Annotated in this window: 16 protein-coding genes; 9 read left to right on the top strand and 7 right to left on the bottom strand. The window is 42.4% G+C overall.

The window, feature by feature from the left end; all coding sequences use genetic code 11:
- Nucleotides 1–12 precede the first annotated feature (12 nt).
- The 4 genes from FRX45_RS09150 to gldB all read left to right on the top strand — a co-directional run bounded on the left by FRX45_RS09150 (nucleotide 13) and on the right by gldB (nucleotide 5438).
- Nucleotides 13–1788: a GMC oxidoreductase gene (locus FRX45_RS09150; RefSeq protein ID WP_152268115.1), complete on the top strand. Its 1776-nt coding sequence runs from the start codon at nucleotides 13–15 to the stop codon at nucleotides 1786–1788.
- Nucleotides 1789–1794: 6 nt separating this feature from the next.
- On the top strand, nucleotides 1795–3507 hold the full coding sequence (locus FRX45_RS09145; protein WP_152268114.1) for a GMC oxidoreductase: 1713 nt from the start codon (nucleotides 1795–1797) through the stop codon (nucleotides 3505–3507).
- A 31-nt stretch (nucleotides 3508–3538) separates the two neighbouring features.
- Entirely contained in the window at nucleotides 3539–4111 is a 573-nt protein-coding gene (locus FRX45_RS09140) for a gluconate 2-dehydrogenase subunit 3 family protein (RefSeq protein ID WP_152268113.1), read from the top strand.
- Between the two features lie 247 nt (nucleotides 4112–4358).
- On the top strand, nucleotides 4359–5438 hold the full coding sequence (gldB, locus tag FRX45_RS09135) for a gliding motility lipoprotein GldB (RefSeq protein WP_226805142.1): 1080 nt from the start codon (nucleotides 4359–4361) through the stop codon (nucleotides 5436–5438).
- 192 nt (nucleotides 5439–5630) lie between these two features.
- Here gldB and FRX45_RS09130 read toward each other — a convergent pair whose 3' ends face one another.
- From FRX45_RS09130 to FRX45_RS09115, 4 genes are all read right to left on the bottom strand, one after another.
- Nucleotides 5631–6500 (bottom strand): pirin family protein, encoded by an 870-nt coding sequence (locus FRX45_RS09130; RefSeq protein ID WP_152268112.1) that lies wholly within the window; start codon nucleotides 6498–6500, stop codon nucleotides 5631–5633.
- A 59-nt stretch (nucleotides 6501–6559) separates the two neighbouring features.
- Complete coding sequence (locus FRX45_RS09125) at nucleotides 6560–6943, bottom strand: response regulator (protein WP_193311642.1); 384 nt, start codon at nucleotides 6941–6943, stop codon at nucleotides 6560–6562.
- A gap of 28 nt (nucleotides 6944–6971) precedes the next feature.
- Complete coding sequence (locus FRX45_RS09120) at nucleotides 6972–7691, bottom strand: pirin family protein (RefSeq protein ID WP_152268111.1); 720 nt, start codon at nucleotides 7689–7691, stop codon at nucleotides 6972–6974.
- A gap of 93 nt (nucleotides 7692–7784) precedes the next feature.
- Nucleotides 7785–8369 (bottom strand): Crp/Fnr family transcriptional regulator, encoded by a 585-nt coding sequence (locus FRX45_RS09115; protein WP_152268110.1) that lies wholly within the window; start codon nucleotides 8367–8369, stop codon nucleotides 7785–7787.
- Between the two features lie 135 nt (nucleotides 8370–8504).
- Here FRX45_RS09115 and FRX45_RS09110 point away from each other — a divergent pair, with 135 nt between their 5' ends.
- From FRX45_RS09110 to FRX45_RS23495, 3 genes are all read left to right on the top strand, one after another.
- Entirely contained in the window at nucleotides 8505–8933 is a 429-nt protein-coding gene (locus FRX45_RS09110) for a YybH family protein (protein ID WP_152268109.1), read from the top strand.
- A gap of 116 nt (nucleotides 8934–9049) precedes the next feature.
- Nucleotides 9050–9223, top strand: a complete 174-nt coding sequence (locus FRX45_RS23500; RefSeq protein ID WP_226805141.1) for a hypothetical protein — start codon at nucleotides 9050–9052, stop codon at nucleotides 9221–9223.
- A 288-nt stretch (nucleotides 9224–9511) separates the two neighbouring features.
- Nucleotides 9512–10336 (top strand): hypothetical protein, encoded by an 825-nt coding sequence (locus tag FRX45_RS23495; RefSeq protein ID WP_226805139.1) that lies wholly within the window; start codon nucleotides 9512–9514, stop codon nucleotides 10334–10336.
- 176 nt (nucleotides 10337–10512) lie between these two features.
- Here FRX45_RS23495 and FRX45_RS09100 read toward each other — a convergent pair whose 3' ends face one another.
- The 3 genes from FRX45_RS09100 to FRX45_RS09090 form a co-directional block, all read right to left on the bottom strand.
- Nucleotides 10513–10737, bottom strand: coding sequence for a hypothetical protein (locus tag FRX45_RS09100; protein ID WP_152268108.1), 225 nt, complete (start codon nucleotides 10735–10737; stop codon nucleotides 10513–10515).
- Between the two features lie 17 nt (nucleotides 10738–10754).
- Entirely contained in the window at nucleotides 10755–11528 is a 774-nt protein-coding gene (locus FRX45_RS09095; RefSeq protein WP_152268107.1) for a glycoside hydrolase family 25 protein, read from the bottom strand.
- A 177-nt stretch (nucleotides 11529–11705) separates the two neighbouring features.
- Nucleotides 11706–13355: an ABC-F family ATP-binding cassette domain-containing protein gene (locus FRX45_RS09090; RefSeq protein ID WP_152268106.1), complete on the bottom strand. Its 1650-nt coding sequence runs from the start codon at nucleotides 13353–13355 to the stop codon at nucleotides 11706–11708.
- 617 nt (nucleotides 13356–13972) lie between these two features.
- On the opposite strand from FRX45_RS09090, the gene FRX45_RS09085 reads away from it, so the two are divergent.
- On the top strand, nucleotides 13973–15472 hold the full coding sequence (locus tag FRX45_RS09085) for a PA14 domain-containing protein (protein WP_152268105.1): 1500 nt from the start codon (nucleotides 13973–13975) through the stop codon (nucleotides 15470–15472).
- A 201-nt stretch (nucleotides 15473–15673) separates the two neighbouring features.
- The gene (locus FRX45_RS09080; RefSeq protein ID WP_152268104.1) at nucleotides 15674–18751 is read left to right on the top strand and encodes a PVC-type heme-binding CxxCH protein; all 3078 of its coding nucleotides are present in this window, start codon (nucleotides 15674–15676) and stop codon (nucleotides 18749–18751) included.
- Nucleotides 18752–18778: the final 27 nt, after the last annotated feature.

Genomic DNA, 18778 nt, shown 5'->3' with positions numbered 1-18778 from the left:
AAATTATAAGCTATGCCTGATAATGTTTATGATGCTATTGTAATAGGCTCCGGAATCAGCGGCGGTTGGGCCGCCAAAGAGCTCACCGAAAAAGGACTGAAAGTACTGATGCTGGAAAGAGGACGCAATATTGAGCATGTAAAAGATTATGTGAACGCCAACAAAGCCCCATGGGAATTTCCGCACAGGGGTGGGCGTACGCAACAGATGATCAAAGATTACCCCGTATTAAAACGCGACTACCCGCTTAATGAAACCAACTTAGATTACTGGTGCAGCGATAAAGACAGTCCTTATACAGAAATAAAACGCTTTGACTGGTTTCGCGGCTACCATGTGGGTGGCCGTTCCCTGATGTGGGGAAGGCAAAGCTATCGCCTGTCGGACCTGGATTTTGAAGCAAACGCGAAGGAGGGCATTGCTATAGATTGGCCGGTACGCTATAAAGAAATTGCACCATGGTACGACTATGCCGAACGGTTTGCAGGAATCAGTGGCTCTAAAGAAGGGTTACCCCAACTGCCGGACGGACAATTTCTTCCACCCATGGAAATGACCTGCGTGGAAAAAGATGTTGCTGCGCGTATCAAAGAAAAATTCGATGGCAAACGGCATATGATCATCGGCCGTACGGCTAATATTACGGTGCCTTTTACCGATCAGGGAAGAGCCAGTTGCCAGTACCGTAACAAATGCTGGCTGGGATGCCCCTTTGGCGCATATTTCAGCACACAATCCTCTACTTTGCCGGCGGCTATGAAAACAGGTAACCTTACACTTCGCCCCTGGAGCATTGTTACAAAAATTTTATACGATAAAGACAAGAAAAGGGCAACTGGTGTTGAAGTGCTTGACGGCGAAAACAATAAAACATATACCTACAATGCAAAAATCATTTTCGTCAATGCTTCCGCATTAAACAGCGCATGGATACTAATGAATTCCGCTACCGATATATGGCCCGATGGCTTGGGCAGCAGCAGTGGTGAGTTGGGGCATAATGTAATGGATCATCACCTGGGCGTAGGCGCCGGTGGGCAGGTGGAAGGTTATGAAGACCAATATTACTTTGGACGGCGCGCCAATGGCGTATATATTCCCCGTTACCGCAATTTCTTCGGAGATAAAAGAGATTATCTGCGTGGCTTTGGCTACCAGGGTGGCGGTGGCCGGGGTGGTTACAGCCGCTCTGCAGAAGAAATCTCTATTGGCGCTGATCTTAAAGACGCGCTTGTTGAACCAGGAACCTGGACAATGGGTATAGGTGGCTTTGGAGAAACGTTGCCTTACCACGAAAACAGGATATATCTTGATAAGAATACCTATTCAGACAAGCAGGAACAGTTTAATGATCCTATAACCGGTAAAGACCTCGGTATGCGTCCTGTGCCTGATAAAAATGGCAAACAGCGCTTAGACAAATGGGGGCTGCCAGTGCTGGCTTTTGATGTGGAGTATAAGGAAAATGAAAAGAAAATGCGCAAAGACATGCTGAACGATGCCATTGAAATGCTGGAAGCCGCAGGCGTTAAAAATGTAAAAGGGCGTGATGGCGATGGTACATTAGGAAGAGGTATACATGAAATGGGCACAGCGCGTATGGGTAAAGACCCTAAAACATCGGTACTGAACAAATGGAACCAGGTATGGGATGCACCCAATGTATTTGTTACTGATGGATCATTTATGACATCAGCCTCATGCGTAAATCCGTCGCTGGGTTATATGGCTTTTACAGCCCGGGCGGCAGACCATGCCGTGAATGAATTGAAAAAAGGAAATCTTTAATATATCATGCCAAACGACAGTACAAATATCAACAACAAAGCCGTGGCCCAAAATACATATGATGCCATTGTGGTAGGCTCCGGAATCAGTGGCGGATGGGCGGCTAAAGAACTTTGTGAAAAAGGATTAAAGACCCTTGTGCTGGAAAGAGGAAGGAATGTTGAGCACATAAAAGATTATACGGGCACTACGCTTGACCCGTGGGAACTGAAGCATCATGGTAACCGCACACAACAGGATAAAAAGGATAGCCCCATTCAAAGCAAATGTTATGCTTATAACGAAGTGTCGAAACATTTTTTTGTAAACGATGAGGAGAATCCCTACAGCCAGGTGAAACCATTTGACTGGATAAGGGGATACCATGTTGGAGGGCGGTCATTAACCTGGGGCAGGCAATGCTACCGCTGGAGCGATATAGATTTTGAAGCGAATGCTAAAGATGGTCATGGTGTGGATTGGCCCATACGTTATAAAGACATTGCTCCCTGGTACGATTATGTAGAGCCTTTTGTAGGTATAAACGGATCTGTTGAAGGACTTCCGCAATTACCCGATGGGAAGTTTTTGCCCCCGATGGAAATGAACTGCTTAGAAAAGCATGTGGCGGAAAGGATTAAAAAAGAATTTTCAGATGGCAGAAGAATGATCATTGGCCGGTCGGCCAATCATACGCAAAAAGTGGGCGACCGTGGTCCGTGCCAGTATAGAAACAAATGCCATGAAGGTTGTCCTTTCGGCGGTTATTTCAGCAGCAATTCGGCAACGCTTCCTGCTGCTAGAAAAACAGGCAACCTCACCCTTCGTCCTTTCTCCATTGTTACGGAAGTAATTTATGATAAAGAAAGCAGGCGCGCTAAAGGCATCCGGATCATTGACGCCGAAACCATGAAAACAGAAGAATATTTCGCTAAAATAATTTTCCTTAATGCATCCACTTTAGGTACGGCATCTATTTTACTTCATTCCGTCTCCGATGCTTTTCCAAATGGTTTGGGAAACAGCAGCGAACAGGTAGGCCATAATTTGATGGATCATCATTATGGTGTTGGCGCCAGCGGATCATTTGAAGGATTCCAGGATCAGTATATTTATGGAAGGCGGCCGAATGGCATTTATATTCCGCGCTTTCGCAATATCAGCGAAAAAACAAAACAAAGCGATTATGTGAGAGGTTTCGGCTACCAGGGCGGCGCTTCCAGGGGCAGGCAATGGAGTGCCGATGGAGTGGGGGAAGAACTAAAAGACCAGTTGCTGGAGCCCGGCAACTGGAGTATGGGTATTGGCTCATGGGGAGAACATTTGCCTTATTACGAAAATAAAGCAACGCTCAACAAAGATAAAAAAGACAAATGGGGGATGCCCACGCTGGATATAGATTGCGAGTTTAAAGCCAATGAGCTGGCAATGCGTAAAGACATGATGAACAGCGCTGCGGAGATGCTGGAAAAGGCCGGGTTAAAAAATGTAAATACCTATGACAGTATGCCTGCGCCTGGGTTTTGTATTCACGAAATGGGTACCGCCCGGATGGGACGTGATCCCAGAACATCTGTATTGAACGGCTTTAATCAGATGCACGAAGTAAAAAACGTGTTTGTTACAGATGGAGCCTGCATGGCATCTTCGGCTTGTCAAAACCCTTCTATAACATATATGGCTTTAACAGCAAGGGCAGCGGATTTTGCGGTAAAGGAATTGAAGAAAGGGAATATTTAATAAATTATTTTGATTACTTAAAATATCAATTATGAACAGACGCGAAGCCTTATCAAGAGTAGCGCTTATACTGGGCGGTACTGTGGTGGGAGCCAATGTTTTTTTGGAAGGATGCAAACCCGGCGATAAAAAAGCGGCAACCACCCGAACCTTCAGTGATGGCGACATTGCTTATTTAGATGAGATAGCCGAAACCATTATACCCACTACCAACACACCAGGCGCCAAAGCTGCCAAAGTGGGGGCCTTTATGACCGTAATGGTGAACGACTGTTACGAAGAAAAAGATCAAAAGGTGTTTTTTGAAGGCATGAAACTATTAAATGAAGCAAGCGACAAAAAGTTTGGCAAATCATTTATGGATATTGATGCTGCGCAGCGTAAGACATTGCTTATGGAAATAGATACGGAAGTAAAAAAGTATATGGCTGAAAAAAAGGGAGAAGATCCCAAACATTATTTCCGCATGATGAAGGAACTGACCCTGCTGGGTTATTTTACATCGGAAATTGGCGCCACACAGGCTTTACGTTATGTAGCAGTGCCCGGAAAATATGAAGGCTGTGTACCTTATAAAAAAGGCGACAGGGCATGGGCGACTTAAGAATAGTTTATAGTTTGTTGTTTATGGTTTTGAAGTATTGGGTTACAGATGCCGGCAATGTTTGGTAAAATCCCCTGTAACCGGAATTGACATAAAAAACGTTTAAGAGAAGTTTATTGAATTTCGTTTCAATAAACTTTTTTCTTTTTATAGATATTAAAAAAACAAGCCCGGAGTTGCAATAGCTAAATATCATGTTTTATGAAAAAGCAAAACCTGTTTTCGCAGCAAAAACTTAGATTTGATCATGCAACATTTTAAAAAACATAGCGTTACACCTGCTATGCAAAAATGGTTTTTTTTTCTGCTGTTTGTTACCGCATGCTTTACGGCATGTAATGGAAACAAAAAAACGCCCGATGTATCCAACATCAAAGTAAATCTTGAAGTACAACGGTTTGAACAGGATTTTTTTGCAATAGATACCAACAACATTTCTGCGGCAATGCCTGCCTTACTGCAAAAGTATCCTGTTTTTTTACCTGATTTTATCCAGCATATCCTTGGGCTTTCGCTTATTGACGACGGAGGAAAATCTGATGCAGCCATTAAAATGTTCCTTCGCGATTACAGGCTGGTAAAAGATACAGCATCAAAAGTATTCAGCAACTTTACGGCTATTGAAGATGACCTTAAAAAAGGACTGCAGTTCACCAAATATTATTTCCCTGCGTATCATACACCCGAAAAACTCATCACTTTTATTGGCCCCCTCGATGCTATTTTTGAAACTACGTTGGGAAAAACCGGTGATGTGATAACACAGGATGCGCTTGCTGTTGGATTACAGTTGCACCTGGGTAATAATGCTTCCTTATACCAAAGTCAGGTTGCGCAATCCCTCTTTCCTAAATACGTATCCCGGAAATTTGAACCGGCTTATATAGTAGTTAACTGTATGAAGAATATTGTTGACGATATATATCCACCCCGTGCAGCAGACAAAACTTTATTAGACCTGACCATAGATAAAGGCAAACGGCTGTATGTATTGGATAAGCTGTTGCCGCATGTGGCGGATACTTTAAAAATTGGTTATACTGAAGCCCAGTTGAAAGGTTGTTATGCCAATGAAGGACTGATATGGAGCTTCCTCATTCAAAACAACCTGATATACAACAGCGATCCGTTAAGGATTCAATCTTATGTAGAAGAAGGCCCGCTTACGCAGGAACTGGGGGAAGGCTCGCCAGGAAATATCTCCTTATTCCTGGGATGGCAGATCATAAAAAAATACATGGAAAAATTTCCGGATACTACTATTGATGCACTGCTGCAATTGGATGCCAGACAAATTTTACAGGATTCAAAATACAAACCCCGCTAAAATCAGCGGGGGCTATATTCTTCTTATTCTTTTGCGCTTTTTTTTCTTCTATTATATACCATGCGCCTGTTGTACCTGTGCGTTACTTTTTTCAACACATAGGATCATAGGAATATAGAACTGACTTCCCGCTTCTATTGTGTTCCTATGTACCTACTTGTGCCTATGTGTTAAATTTTCTTTCCTTGTCAGTTACTCTAATATGCCGTATTTTCCTGATTGAAATTCCAGTATGGCTTCCTGTATTTCTTCCTGGGTGTTCATAACAAAAGGACCGTAACTGGCAATGGGTTCATTAATGGGCTCCCCGCTTAATAATAGTACTACCGCATTTTCAGTGGCTTTGATCGTAATTTCTTCGCCATCGTTATTAAATAAAACGAAGCTGTGCTCCGCGGCTTTTTCACCATTCACTTCTATGCTTCCATTTACCACCAGAAGTGCGGTGTTGTGTTCCTTAGAGATGTTTGTGGTTACTTCGCCGCCTTTGTTCAGTTTAATATCAAATAAATTAACCGATGAATAAGTAACGGCAGGGCCTTTTACGGCATTGAACGTTCCCGCAATTACATTTACCAGTCCGCTGTTGTTGGGTAATTGTACTTTGCCCATTTGTGCGGCAGTAATAGGTTGGTAGTGCGCTGGTGTTGATTTATCTTTTTTAGGAAGGTTTACCCAAAGCTGCACCATTTCAAAAGGTCCGCCTTTTTTTGAAAATTCTTTTTCGTGAAATTCTTTATGGAGAATACCAGCTCCTGCCGTCATCCATTGCACATCGCCGGGATGGATGATACCGCTATTGCCCGTGCTGTCATAATGTTCCACACTACCTTTATAAGCAATCGTTACGGTTTCAAATCCCTTATGTGGATGCACATCTACTCCCCGGATATGGTTGGATGGGCCAAAGTCAAATTCGGCGTTAAAATCCAGCATCAAAAAAGGGCTAATGCGCTTTTGGGAAATATTGGCTCCGGGAATAAAATTAAATACCCTGAAACCATCGCCCACCATTCCCGGACGGGCGGGGCGGGACGTAATTTCTTCAATTGTTTTTCTCATGATTTCTGTTTAGCTTTTTGATATATTGTTACAGGCAGATTAAGTGCTGCCTTTCATTTTTATTGAATACTAATATTCCATTTTGCACTTTTCAGCGCATCATCGGTAATAGAAATCGTTGGTTTGTTTTCAGCACTGCGTTTGCCAAGCGCTTCCCTGATCTCATTCTGCAACAATCCACTGCCACCACCATAGTGCTGAATTATAATAATGTCAGTATCCTGGTGTGTAAAAATTTTACGAAGCTTTTTTTCTTCTTCGTCACCAATGCCATTGGTGAGTAATACCACATCAAAATGATGATGATGAAATTTTTCAATAGCATCCTCATCCGTAGCCGCACCTGTTCCAATCCATTCCGGATTATTATTAACCAATCTTACTACAGTTTGCAAAATGCTTTCATTTCTGCCTATTATCAAAATTTCTGTTCGCGTGTTCATATTATTATTTTACGTTGTTGTTCGATCATTAAATATTCATGGGAACATCCATCAGCAATACTTCCGCATCGCTATCGGCTGTAATGGAAACTTTATTTGTTTCCCATACTCCAAATCCATCACGGGTATCAAGCTTTTGCCCTTCAACGGTTACCTTTCCTTTCAATACAAAAATATAAGCACCATTTTCCTTTCTTTTGATTTCGTAGATTACCTGCTTCTCCTTTTCAAAATCGCCCAGGCTAAACCAGGCCTCCTGCTGAACGGTAACCCCATCGCTGTCCTTTGAGCGTGGCAATACGATCTGCTGTAACTTGTTTTTCCTGTCTGCGGGCTGAAGCGTTACCTGGCTGTATTGCGGTTGAATATTTTTACGATCGGGGTAAACCCATATTTGTAAAAACTTTACAGGCTTGTCTGAATTCGCATTATACTCGCTGTGCGCTACACCGGTGCCTGCGCTCATGGCCTGGATGTCGCCTTTGCGAATGATTGTTTTGTTTCCCATACTGTCGCTATGCTCCAGGTCGCCTTCCAGTGGAATGGAAATGATTTCCATATTGTCGTGCGGATGTTTTCCAAAACCTTTACCCGCGGCTACTGTATCATCATTAAGTACCCTTAAAGCGCCAAAATGCATTCGTTCAGGATTGTAATAATTTGCAAAACTAAAAGTGTGATAACTGTTCAGCCAGCCATGATCTGCATGCCCTCTCGTAACTGCCTGGTGTAATACTGTGTTTGCCATATTATTTGATTTTAATAAAGCAAAATTACTTTGATGCCCGGAGGTGGAAAATAATGCAGATTAAGCCAAAAACTTAATCCAGGTTAATGGCTTTTATTTTTTAGCGGTTCCCTGGTTTAGCATTTTACTCAAAAACTCCGGTGTAACGCCAATGTATGCCGCAATCTGTTTTTGTGGCAGGCATTGTATGAGCGAAGGGTAGAGCCGGCAAAAATTTTCATAACGTTCTTTTGCGGACAAACTCAGGTTGCCGATTAAGCGGTGCTGGTAAGTAGCCAAAGCATTTTCAGCCAATATGCGGAAGAATCGTTCAAACTTAGGAACAGCAGTATATATTTTTTCAAGGTCAGATTTAAACAAAAGAATAATGGCTGTATCATCAATAGCATCTATATACAATGTTCCGGGTTGTTGCGTTATAATGCTCTGCATATCGCCAATCCACCAGCCTGGTGGAGCAAACTGCAGCACATGTTCAAATCCGCTCCTGTCAATAGAATAGCTGCGCAAACATCCCTCAATAACAAAAGCCTGGAATTTATTTACATCACCTTCCTGGAAGAGAAACTGTTTTCGCCTGATATTTTTGTATTGCAAAAAAGAAGCAAAGTATGCTTCCTCTTCAGTGGTGAGGCTGATATGCATAGCAATATTTTTCAGTAGTAGCTCGGTATTCATTTTACTAAGCAATATGCACAAAACTAACGGGTTTTATTATGGCCGGAGACACAGCTATGGATTTTATTATATAGCCATTATGTGCCTTATGTATTTTATATCTTTGAAACAACATACACTATTCATATCACTGCTATGCAAAAATTATTATCCCTGCTGCTGATAACATGCATATGTCAATTAAAAATTTGCGCCCAAACAGCAGATGAAAAAGCGATTCTAAAAATATTAGGTGATCAAATCCTGTACTGGAACAAGGGCGACCTTGATCATTTTGTAAAAGGATACTGGAACAACGATTCGCTGATGTTTATTGGCAGCAGCGGCATTGTATATGGCTACCAGAATACATTGAACCGGTATAAAAAAAGCTATAGTGATACTGCAAAAATGGGCAGGCTCCGGTTTGAGGTGCTCCATATAAAAAAACTTTCGCCGGAATATTATTATGTAGTGGGCAAATGGTTCCTTAAACGAAGCACAGGAGATGTGGGAGGCCATTATACTTTACTGTTTCGCAAAATTAAAGGAAAATGGAAAATTGTTGCTGATCACAGCAGTTAAACTACATTGCGGTGATCAGGTGGGTATACATTATATACCGCTATTTCCTCATTGCTGTTTGCTATTGGTGAGGGGGAAACCCATTTTTACAGAGATTCCGCCAAATATAAACATGTATGGTAACTGGTTTTATCGGTCGTAATGAAGAAACCTACCTGTTAAAAGAAGCTTTACATTCCGGACAACCGGAAATGGTAGCCGTAATTGGCCGCCGACGGGTTGGAAAAACATACATGATAAGGCATGTACTCGAAGGCGCATGCAGCTTTGAAATGACTGGCTTGCAATAAAAAAGTTGTTTTTTTTGATGAACTGCCGTGGATTGCCACCGCCCGGTCGGGGTTCCCGGAAGCATTCGGTTACTTCTGGAACGATTGGGCAAGCCGCAATAACATTATGGTGGTGATTTGTGGTTCCGCGGCGGGCTGGATGATTAATAAAGTAGTGCATCATAAAGGAAGCCTGCACAACAGGATTACAAAGCTTATACATTTAAAACCCTTTACCCTTAGTGAAACCGAACAGTTTTTAAAAACAGCGCATATCACCCTCAACAGGTACAGATCATACAATTGTATATGATTACAGGCGGCATTCCGCATTACCTGAAAGAAATAAAAAAAGGCAAAATTGTAGCGCAGCAGATTGATAAGATGTGTTTTTCGGCAAACGGATTACTAAAAGAGGAATTTGATAAATTGTACGCTTCCTTGTATGATAAGCCGGATACGCATATTGCAGTTATCCGTGCCCTCGCTACCAAATGGATGGGAGTTACCCGATCCCGGATACTTGAGCTAACAGGAATGAATGATGGCGGCAGCCTGACGCGCATCCTTACAGAACTGGAACAATCCGATTTCATATTATCTGTGCCGCCATTCAACAAAAAGAAGAAAGATATACTGTATCGCCTGGTAGACAACTATTCTCTGTTTTACCTGAAGTTCATGGAAGGAAAAAGAAAAAGCGGGGAGGGCAGTTTTATCAGTCTTGAGCATACGCCGGTGTGGAAAACCTGGTGTGGCTATGCGTTTGAAAATATTTGCTTTATGCATTTACAACAAATGAAAATGGCGATGGGTATTGCAGCCGTATATACTGAAGCTGGCAGTTATATACAAAAGGCTGGCAACGAGAATAAAGGCGTGCAGGTAGATATGCTTATAGACAGGGCAGACAATATCATTAACGTGTGCGAAATGAAATTTTATGACGCTCCTTTTACCATAACAAAAAAATATGCAGCGGAATTAAGAAATAAAAGAGCAATGGTAAGAATGGTTGCTCCATCCAAAAGAAGTATTTTTATTACCATGGTTACCTGCTTTGGTATACTGGAAAACAGTTATGCAACAGAGTTGATTCAAAGCCAGGTAAGAGCAGTGGATTTATTTGGCTGATTATTGGGTCACTCAAGACTTTCTGCCGCATAAAGGGGAGCTTTATAGAAATGGGATATATCTATATTTGGCGGAATGTGGGATTTTTATAAGGATTTCGCCAAATATAAATTGTCCTGAACAGCTATATATTTAAAAATAGAAGCGGCAGCTTAAAACCCGCACAGCATTTTCTCTTACTTACTCCATATCCTGTAGAAATAATAGATGAGTGCCCCGAAACTAATTACAAACCATGTATAGAACATTCCATTAAAAGCATTAAAGCCTCCCCTGACCAATGCCCATTCGAGGTATAAGCCAAAGAAGATGGTAATGACAGACCATATAATAATAGCTGTTATCACCCGCAGGATCTTAGTTATGAGTCGTTTTAACTCGGGTTCAATATCACTGCTCATAGTAAATGCTTTGGTTATTAATCTAATAATAATTGACTGAAGGCTGCTGAATCGCCGTTAAATACATTAAAATCTACTTTACTGCTTATGCCATTAACCCTCCCTGTTTCGCTGTGTTGCCAAAATACCCAATTCCTTTCAATGCGGGGCTTATTCGGCTGCAGGTAGTGCGCCACCCATAAAGGATAATCGTCAAAGTCTTTTCCCAAATAATGATTGTAAAAATCAACATTGGTATAAATAATGGGTTTTACCTTATAGTAGGTTTCAATAGTGGTGAGCCATTCTTTAACCCTTATGCGAAGATCCCTGGGTTTTACTCCGTATAACTGCTCTACATCCAGCACCGGTGGCAGATCGCCCGGCTCCAGCGTTACCTGCGCTATAAAATTATCCGCCTGTTTTTTACCACTTTTAGTGGCCAGAAAAAAATGGTAGGCGCCTCTTGTCATTCCCTCTTCCCTTGCCTTATACCAGTTGCGTTTAAACAATTTATCTACGTTCACCAATCCTTCAGTGGCTTTAATAAAAGTAAAGCTCAACTGCATGTCTTCAACGTTCATCTTCTTCACTTCTTCCCAGTCTATCACATCCTGGTGATGAGAAACATCTATACCATGAATATTATAATTTACAGGGATATCAATGCCAAAGGCGGTGTACCGCACAAAATGCACATGATATTCCTTCCAGCGCATATAACCATATATCCCGGCAGCAGTTAACAGCATCATGCCTGTCATTACCAGCAAAGCCTTCCAGCCAGGAATTGTCTTTTTTTTTCGCGCCATCCGGTTTTAAATACGAAGAAATACAAAAGCACCAAGAATCAAATCACTAAGAACAAATAAATCTCAAATTCGAAGCAGGAAATCCGAAGCGGAATGTAATCTCAAATATTAAATTTCAAATCCTTCCTACCCGAAGCGAACAACAATAAACCACAAACCCCAAACTATAAATACCCCCTACACCAACACGCCCTTGCTTTCATACATCGTTTCTCTGAGCTGTTTTACTCTTTCGTCTTCCAGGTACTCATCAAATGTAGTAAGCCTGTCTATTATACCCTTAGGTGTTAGTTCAATTACGCGGTTGGCAACGGTCTCCATAAAAGTATGGTCATGAGATGTAAGCAATACAACGCCTTTAAAATTCACCATGCTTTCGTTGAACGACTGAATGCTTTCCAGGTCAAGATGATTCGTGGGCTCATCTAATATTACAAGATTGGGATTTTGTATCATCATCCGGCTGATCATGCACCTTACTTTTTCACCCCCGCTGAGCACACTCGTTTTTTTCAGGATCTCATCGCCACTGAAAAGCATTTTTCCCAGAAACCCACGCAAAAAGGGTTCATCAACATCTGCAACATTTGGTGGTACAAATTGCCTTAGCCAATCCATGAGGTTAATATCCTTTTGCTCAAAATACGGAGCGTTGTCATTGGGCAAATAGGCCCTGGTAATAGTTGTGCCCCATTCGTACTTTCCTTTATCTGCCTGCATTTTGCCATTAATGATCTCAAAAAAGGAAGTGAGTGCAAGATGATCTTTTGAAAAGAAAGCGATCTTATCGCCCTTGTTTACCGAAAAGCTAACATCGCTGAACAACACTCTTCCATCATCCGTCTTTTTGAATAGTTTTTCTATATTCAAAACCTGGTTGCCCACTTCACGGTCTTGTTTGAAAATAATGCCCGGATAACGCCGGTTGGAAGGTTCGATATCTTCAATTACTAATTTTTCCAATGCCTTTTTACGGGAAGTAGCCTGCTTGCTTTTGGAAGCGTTAGCACTAAACCGGGCGATAAACTCCAGCAAGTCTTTGCGCTTATCTTCCATCTTCTTATTCTTGTCCGACAACTGGCGGGATGCCAACTGGCTGCTTTCGTACCAGAACGTATAGTTGCCGGTATAGATCTTTATTTTTTGCCGGTCCACGTCCGCTACATGTGTACATACTGAATCAAGAAAGTGCCTGTCGTGGCTCACTACGATCACAATATTTTCGTAATCAGCCAAAAAGTTCTCCAGCCAACTGATGGTTTCCACATCAAGATCGTTGGTAGGCTCATCTAATATCAGTATGTCGGGGTTGCCAAATAATGCCTGTGCCAGTAATATCCGCACTTTTATGGCTCCGGGCAGTTCTTTCATGAACGCCTGGTGATATTCTTCACCAACACCAAGCTCACCCAGTAAGGTTCCTGCATCGCTTTCCGAAGTATAGCCGCCCATTTCACCAAATTCGCCTTCCAGTTCGCCGGCACGCATGCCATCGGCTTCCGTAAAGTCTTCTTTGGCATAAATAGCATCTCTTTCCTGCATTACCTGCCACAGCTTTTGATGACCCATCATTACGGTTTGCAGGGCAGTGTGCTCATCAAAAGCAAAGTGATTCTGCTGCAAAACCGCCATACGTTCCCCGGGAGTAATATCTATCGTTCCTTTACTGGGATCAATTTCTCCTGAAAGAATCTTTAAAAAAGTGGATTTCCCTGCTCCGTTCGCTCCAATAACGCCATAACAATTTCCCTTGCTGAAACTAAGGTTTACCTCGTCAAATAATACCCTTTTTCCAAAGGATAATGATATATTGTTCACTGTAATCATAACTGCTTCTTATTTTAATTCCGCCTTTAGCGAAAAACAAGCCGCAAAGGTACGATTTAATGCGCATGTGGAGAAGAACTGTAGTTTGTAAGACGCATGCTTTTTACTATGCCGGCGAAACATGAGAAGTGAGAAACGAAACACCTCTTTCACCTTTATCCCCGTCCAAATGCCCGCCCCGATGACACCATTCGGACGGGGGGCAGGCGGACCCGTCCGAATGGCATTTAGCCGGGCGAACTCTCACTTTTCACGATAACATACAGGCATCATTTGCCTGAATTAACAATAACAGCATCTCAGATCCGATTCTCACATTTTCATCTACTTTATTGATCGAAGCATTTTGACACCTCACCGAAATGCGGATTTTTTTACCTCCGGCTTTTCACTCGGAATTCCCGCGCCAAACAATGTCATTTTCTTGACTATTATCAAGGTCTATTAATATTAATAATTTATAATATGCTGTTAATAAGCATATTATATAAATGATGCCAAATTATCAAGTTTATCGCTAAATGTGTTTTCCCAAATTGAATAAGTGTATTACTGTTTTTGACTAAGCAATAACCCTTATTTGAGTGCCGTTATCTTTCTGCAATAACTTGAATGATATGAAAATATTTCTACCCCTTACCTTTCTTTTGTTTTTAAACATATTTACTGCAAAGAGTCAATGCAGCTCCGGCAGCACAAATGTTTATGGGACTAATAATGTCTGGATCGGTTATGTATATAACAACGCGAACTTAGGGTCTTTCCAAGGCCGTGTAAATGAAGGTTCAGCCGCCAGTCCTAACTTTGACCAGAATTTTGGAGGAAGCAATGTAAACTATCCCATCATCGGCGGCTGTACTGTACAAACAGAAACCTTTAGTGTCCGTTACAGGTTGTCTAAAACCTTTACCAGCGGTAATTATATTTTTACGGTAGGTGGAGATGATGGTTACAGGCTGAGCTTAGATGGCGGTTCCACATGGGTGATTAACCGCTGGACTGACCAGTCGTATACTGCCACCACTTATACAGCAACACTGAATGGTACCTATAATATGGTATTGGAATATTATGAAAATGGGGGAGAAAACAGGATCTCATTTTCATTGGCTGCCGCCTGCAGCGCAACAGAAAACACCAGCATTTCGGGTACGGGAAATACCTGGAACGGCTATGTGTATGATGGTATTAATTTTGACATTTATACAGGCATGGTGCAGATGGGCTCTGTTTCTGATCCTTCATTCGATGAAAATTTTGGAGGTGCTAATGTTTCGTATTCTACCAGTGGTTGTGCTATTCAAACTGAAACTTTTAGCGTACGCTACAGGTTAAGCAAAACTTTCGCACCGGGAACCTACATGTTTACCGTTGGCGCCGATGACGGCTACAGGTTAAGCTTGAACGGAGGATCGAGCTGGATCATTAATAACTGGGGGCTTCATTCTTATACCACAACCAGCTATAGTGCTTCACTGAACGGAACCTATGATATGGTACTGGAATACTATGAAAACGCCGTTGATAACAGGATATCTTTCGCCATGCAAACATTGAGCTTACTGCCCATTACCCTGCAATCATTCACCGCAAAAGAAAAAGAGAATGCTGTACAATTGAACTGGAATATATCTTCCAACAGTAACCCCCAATCATTTGAAATAGAAAGGAGCATAGATGCAACATCATTTTCCGCTATTGGCACGGTGCAGTCCAATAGTAGTTCTGCAACACAATATAGTTTCACCGATCAGGCTCCTTTCCGGGGTACCGCTTACTATCGTTTAAAAATGACGGATATGACCGGCATTACCACTTATTCGGCAACAATCAGTATTCGTGTAGCCGCAGCTTCAGCAAATAAAATAAACATTTACCCCACAATAGTAACCGGTAATTCCTTTTTTGTAACAGCCGGCAGCAATATACGCAATGCCGTAATTACCATTACCGGTTTAAGTGGCAACATCATAGCTAAACAAAACGCCGGTAATATTACAGCAGGCCAGGCCGTTCGCGTTTCTACCGGCGCTGCAAATACCGGTAAAGGAATATATGTGGTTATCATATCGGGCAGCGACTTTGGAACTACTACGGGTAAAATTATTATACCATAGCTGTAGATTAAGAATCCATAATTCTTTAAAACAAAGATTAGCACGGCAAAAGGTGTCAGTTCAAACTGACGCCTTTTATCGTGCTATCAAATATCCGGCTTCTCATTTTGAAAACGCATGCACTCCACTAAATACAAACTCACAAAAGATGTTTATATTTATTGATTCAAACCACCTGCGGCTTTTAAAACCCTGTTTTGTATGAATTTTTTATTTCCCCGTTTATACCAGTTTTTACTCCGTAAAGTTTTGTTTTTTTTGCTCCCCACCTTATTAATGAACCTGCTTCTTTCGGGCTGCCGGGCGCCTGATCAAAAGACCAGTAAGGAGAAACCGCTTTCCGATGCGCAAAAGCACCTCCCCGAATATGCGCTAAGGGGGTTGAAAGGAGCGGCTGATCTGCAGATCAGCCTGTTCGCCCATGAACCCATGCTGGTAAATCCCACCAATATGGATATTGACGAAATGGGCAGGGTGTGGGTATGCGAAGGCTACAATTACCGTTACTCGCTCAATCCTGATAATCCTTATAAAAAAGAAGGAGACAGGATCGTAATACTTGAAGACAGCGATGGCGATGGACAAGCTGATAAGCAAACCGTTTTTTACCAGGGAGAAGATATCAACTCCGCATTAGGCATTGCAGTACTGGGCAATAAGGTGATCGTATCGCGAAGTCCGGGTGTTTATCTATTTACCGACGAAAATAACGATGGCGTGTCCGATAAAAAAGATACACTTTTTACCGGTATCAGCGGCCAGGAACATGATCATGCCATACATGCATTTAATTTTGGCCCGGACGGCAAGCTGTATTTTAATTTCGGAAACGAAGGCAAAGGATTAAAAGATAAACATGGCAACCCTGTAAAAGATATTTCGGGAAAAGAAATTATAGCTAACGGCCACCCCTGGAGGCAGGGCATGGTATTCAGGTGTGATACAAATGGTAGGAATGTGGAAGTATTGGGTAATAATTTTCGCAACCCCTACGAGGTAGCAGAAGATTCTTATGGAACCCTTTGGCAATCGGACAACGATGATGACGGCAATCGCGGTGTACGCATTAACTATGTAATGCCCTATGGCAATTATGGATTTACAGATGAAATAACCGGGGCTTCCTGGCCGGAAAGACGTATGAACCTCGAAGATTCCATTCCTTACCGTCACTGGCATTTAAACGATCCCGGCGTAGTGCCCAATATGTTACAAACCGGTGCCGGTTCGCCAACAGGCATCCTGGTGTATGAAGGCAACCTGTTGCCCGAAAGATTCAGGGGCCAATTGATACACAGCGATGCCGGGCCCAATGTAGTGCGCTCCTATGCTGTTGCACCCGATGGTGCCGGGTATACCGCCAGCATTAATAATATTGCAGAAGGAACCGGCGACAACTGGTTCCGCCCCTCCGATGTTTGTATTGCACCCGATGGATCCTTGTTTATTTCCGACTGGTACGACCCCGGCGTAGGTGGTCACCAGGTAAAAGATTTTGCCAAAGGGAGGATCTTCAGGGTTACGCCAAAAGATCATAAGGGCTACAAAATTCCTGCATTAGATCTTACAACCATTGAAGGTGCGGTAAGCGCTTTACAAAGCCCCAACCTCTCTACCCGTTACTTAGCATGGCAAAAATTAAATGGCATGGGTGAAGCAGCAGCATTGCCCCTGGAAAAATTATACGCCTCGGAAAATCCACGTTTTCGGGCCCGCGCTTTATGGCTGTTGAGTAAAATTCCTGCTAAGGGTTTGTCTTATGTTCAGGAGGCATTAAAAGATAAGGATCCCAATATCCGCATTACCGCATTAAGAGCCGCTTTGCAAATAAAAGCAGACACTATTGCCATAGTAAAATCATTGCTCAAAGATGAAAGCATACAGGTAAAAAGAGAAGCTGTGCTGGCGCTTCACCGCAACAATTCACCCGAAGCCTCCGCAGTTTGGGCACAACTGGCGCAGCAATATAACGGCAAAGACCGATGGTATCTTGAAGCATTAGGTATTGCTGCAGAAGGACAATGGGATCACTATTTTAATGCCTGGCTGCAATTGGTAAACAATAACTGGAACACTCCCGCGGGAAAAGATATCGTATGGCGGGCAAGAGCAGCTGCGGCATTACCCTTACTGGCGCAAATCATCAGCGATCCCACCACAAACCCCAATCAGCAATTGAAGTTTTTCCGTGCCTTTGATTTTTATAAAGGGGGAGAAAAACAAAAGGTATTGTTATCCTTATTAGAAGGGCATCATCCGCAGCAGGATAATATTGATGCACTAACGCTGTTGCAGCTTGATGCCAAAACTCCCCAAACGGCAGTGGTAAAAAGGGCCATTCAGCACGGACTGAACAGTGCTGAAGGAACACAGCTTTATGTGGACCTGGTAAGAAAGTATGCACTAAAAAATAAAAAGACCGAGCTTCTGGAATTAGTGAAACAAGGTAACAATGAAGCGACAAAAGCAGATGCTTTGCGGCTACTGCTTGAATCGGGAGGCAGCGGGCTTATTGCTAAAACATTGCAACAAAAAAATGAGGCCGCTGCTCAAATGATAAACCTGCTGGGTAAAGCGGGTAGTGATGCTTCAAGAAATATACTACAGCAATTCCTTATCAATAAAAGCAATCCGGTTCAATTAAGAACGGAGGCGGTAAGTGCATTTGCTACCGGCAGATCCGGCGAAGCCAGCCTGCTCCAACTGGTAAAAAACAAAAAATTACCCGAAGACCTTGAAGCGGTTGTTACAAACATCTTTACAAAAACACACAGGAAGGATTTGAAGGAAGAGGCTGCCAAATACCTGGCTATAAAACTACAAACCAATAAGCTACCTCCCATTCCGGAATTAATGGAAATGAAAGGCAATGCAGATTCTGGCGCAGTTGCCTTCGCAACTTACTGTGGTTCCTGCCACCAGGTAAAAGATCAGGGTATTGCTTTTGGACCCGATCTTTCTGAAATTGGTTCAAAACTATCGAAAGACGCTTTATTCACTTCTATTCTTGAACCCTCCGCAGGCATCAGCTTTGGCTTTGAAGGATATGCCTTTAAATTGAAAACCGGCGCTTCAGTATCGGGATATATTGCCAGCCAAACAGAAGACGAGATCAGTATTAAAATGATTGGCGGTATCATTGAAAAATACAAGAAATCGGATATCGTTTCCAAAACCCTTTATGATCAGTCTTTAATGCCACAGGGTTTAGCAGAAGGAATGGGGACGCAGCAATTGGTAAATATTGTAGAATACCTCAGCGGATTAAAAAGAAAATAAATCTTTACAAAGCTGTTCGATAAAAGC

It is taken from the genome of Agriterribacter humi (genome assembly GCF_009192765.1).
GTDB classification, from domain to species: Bacteria; Bacteroidota; Bacteroidia; order Chitinophagales; family Chitinophagaceae; genus Agriterribacter; species Agriterribacter humi.
The sequence above is the reverse complement of the archived record's forward strand: the minus strand, read 5'-3'. Positions and strand labels throughout refer to the sequence as shown.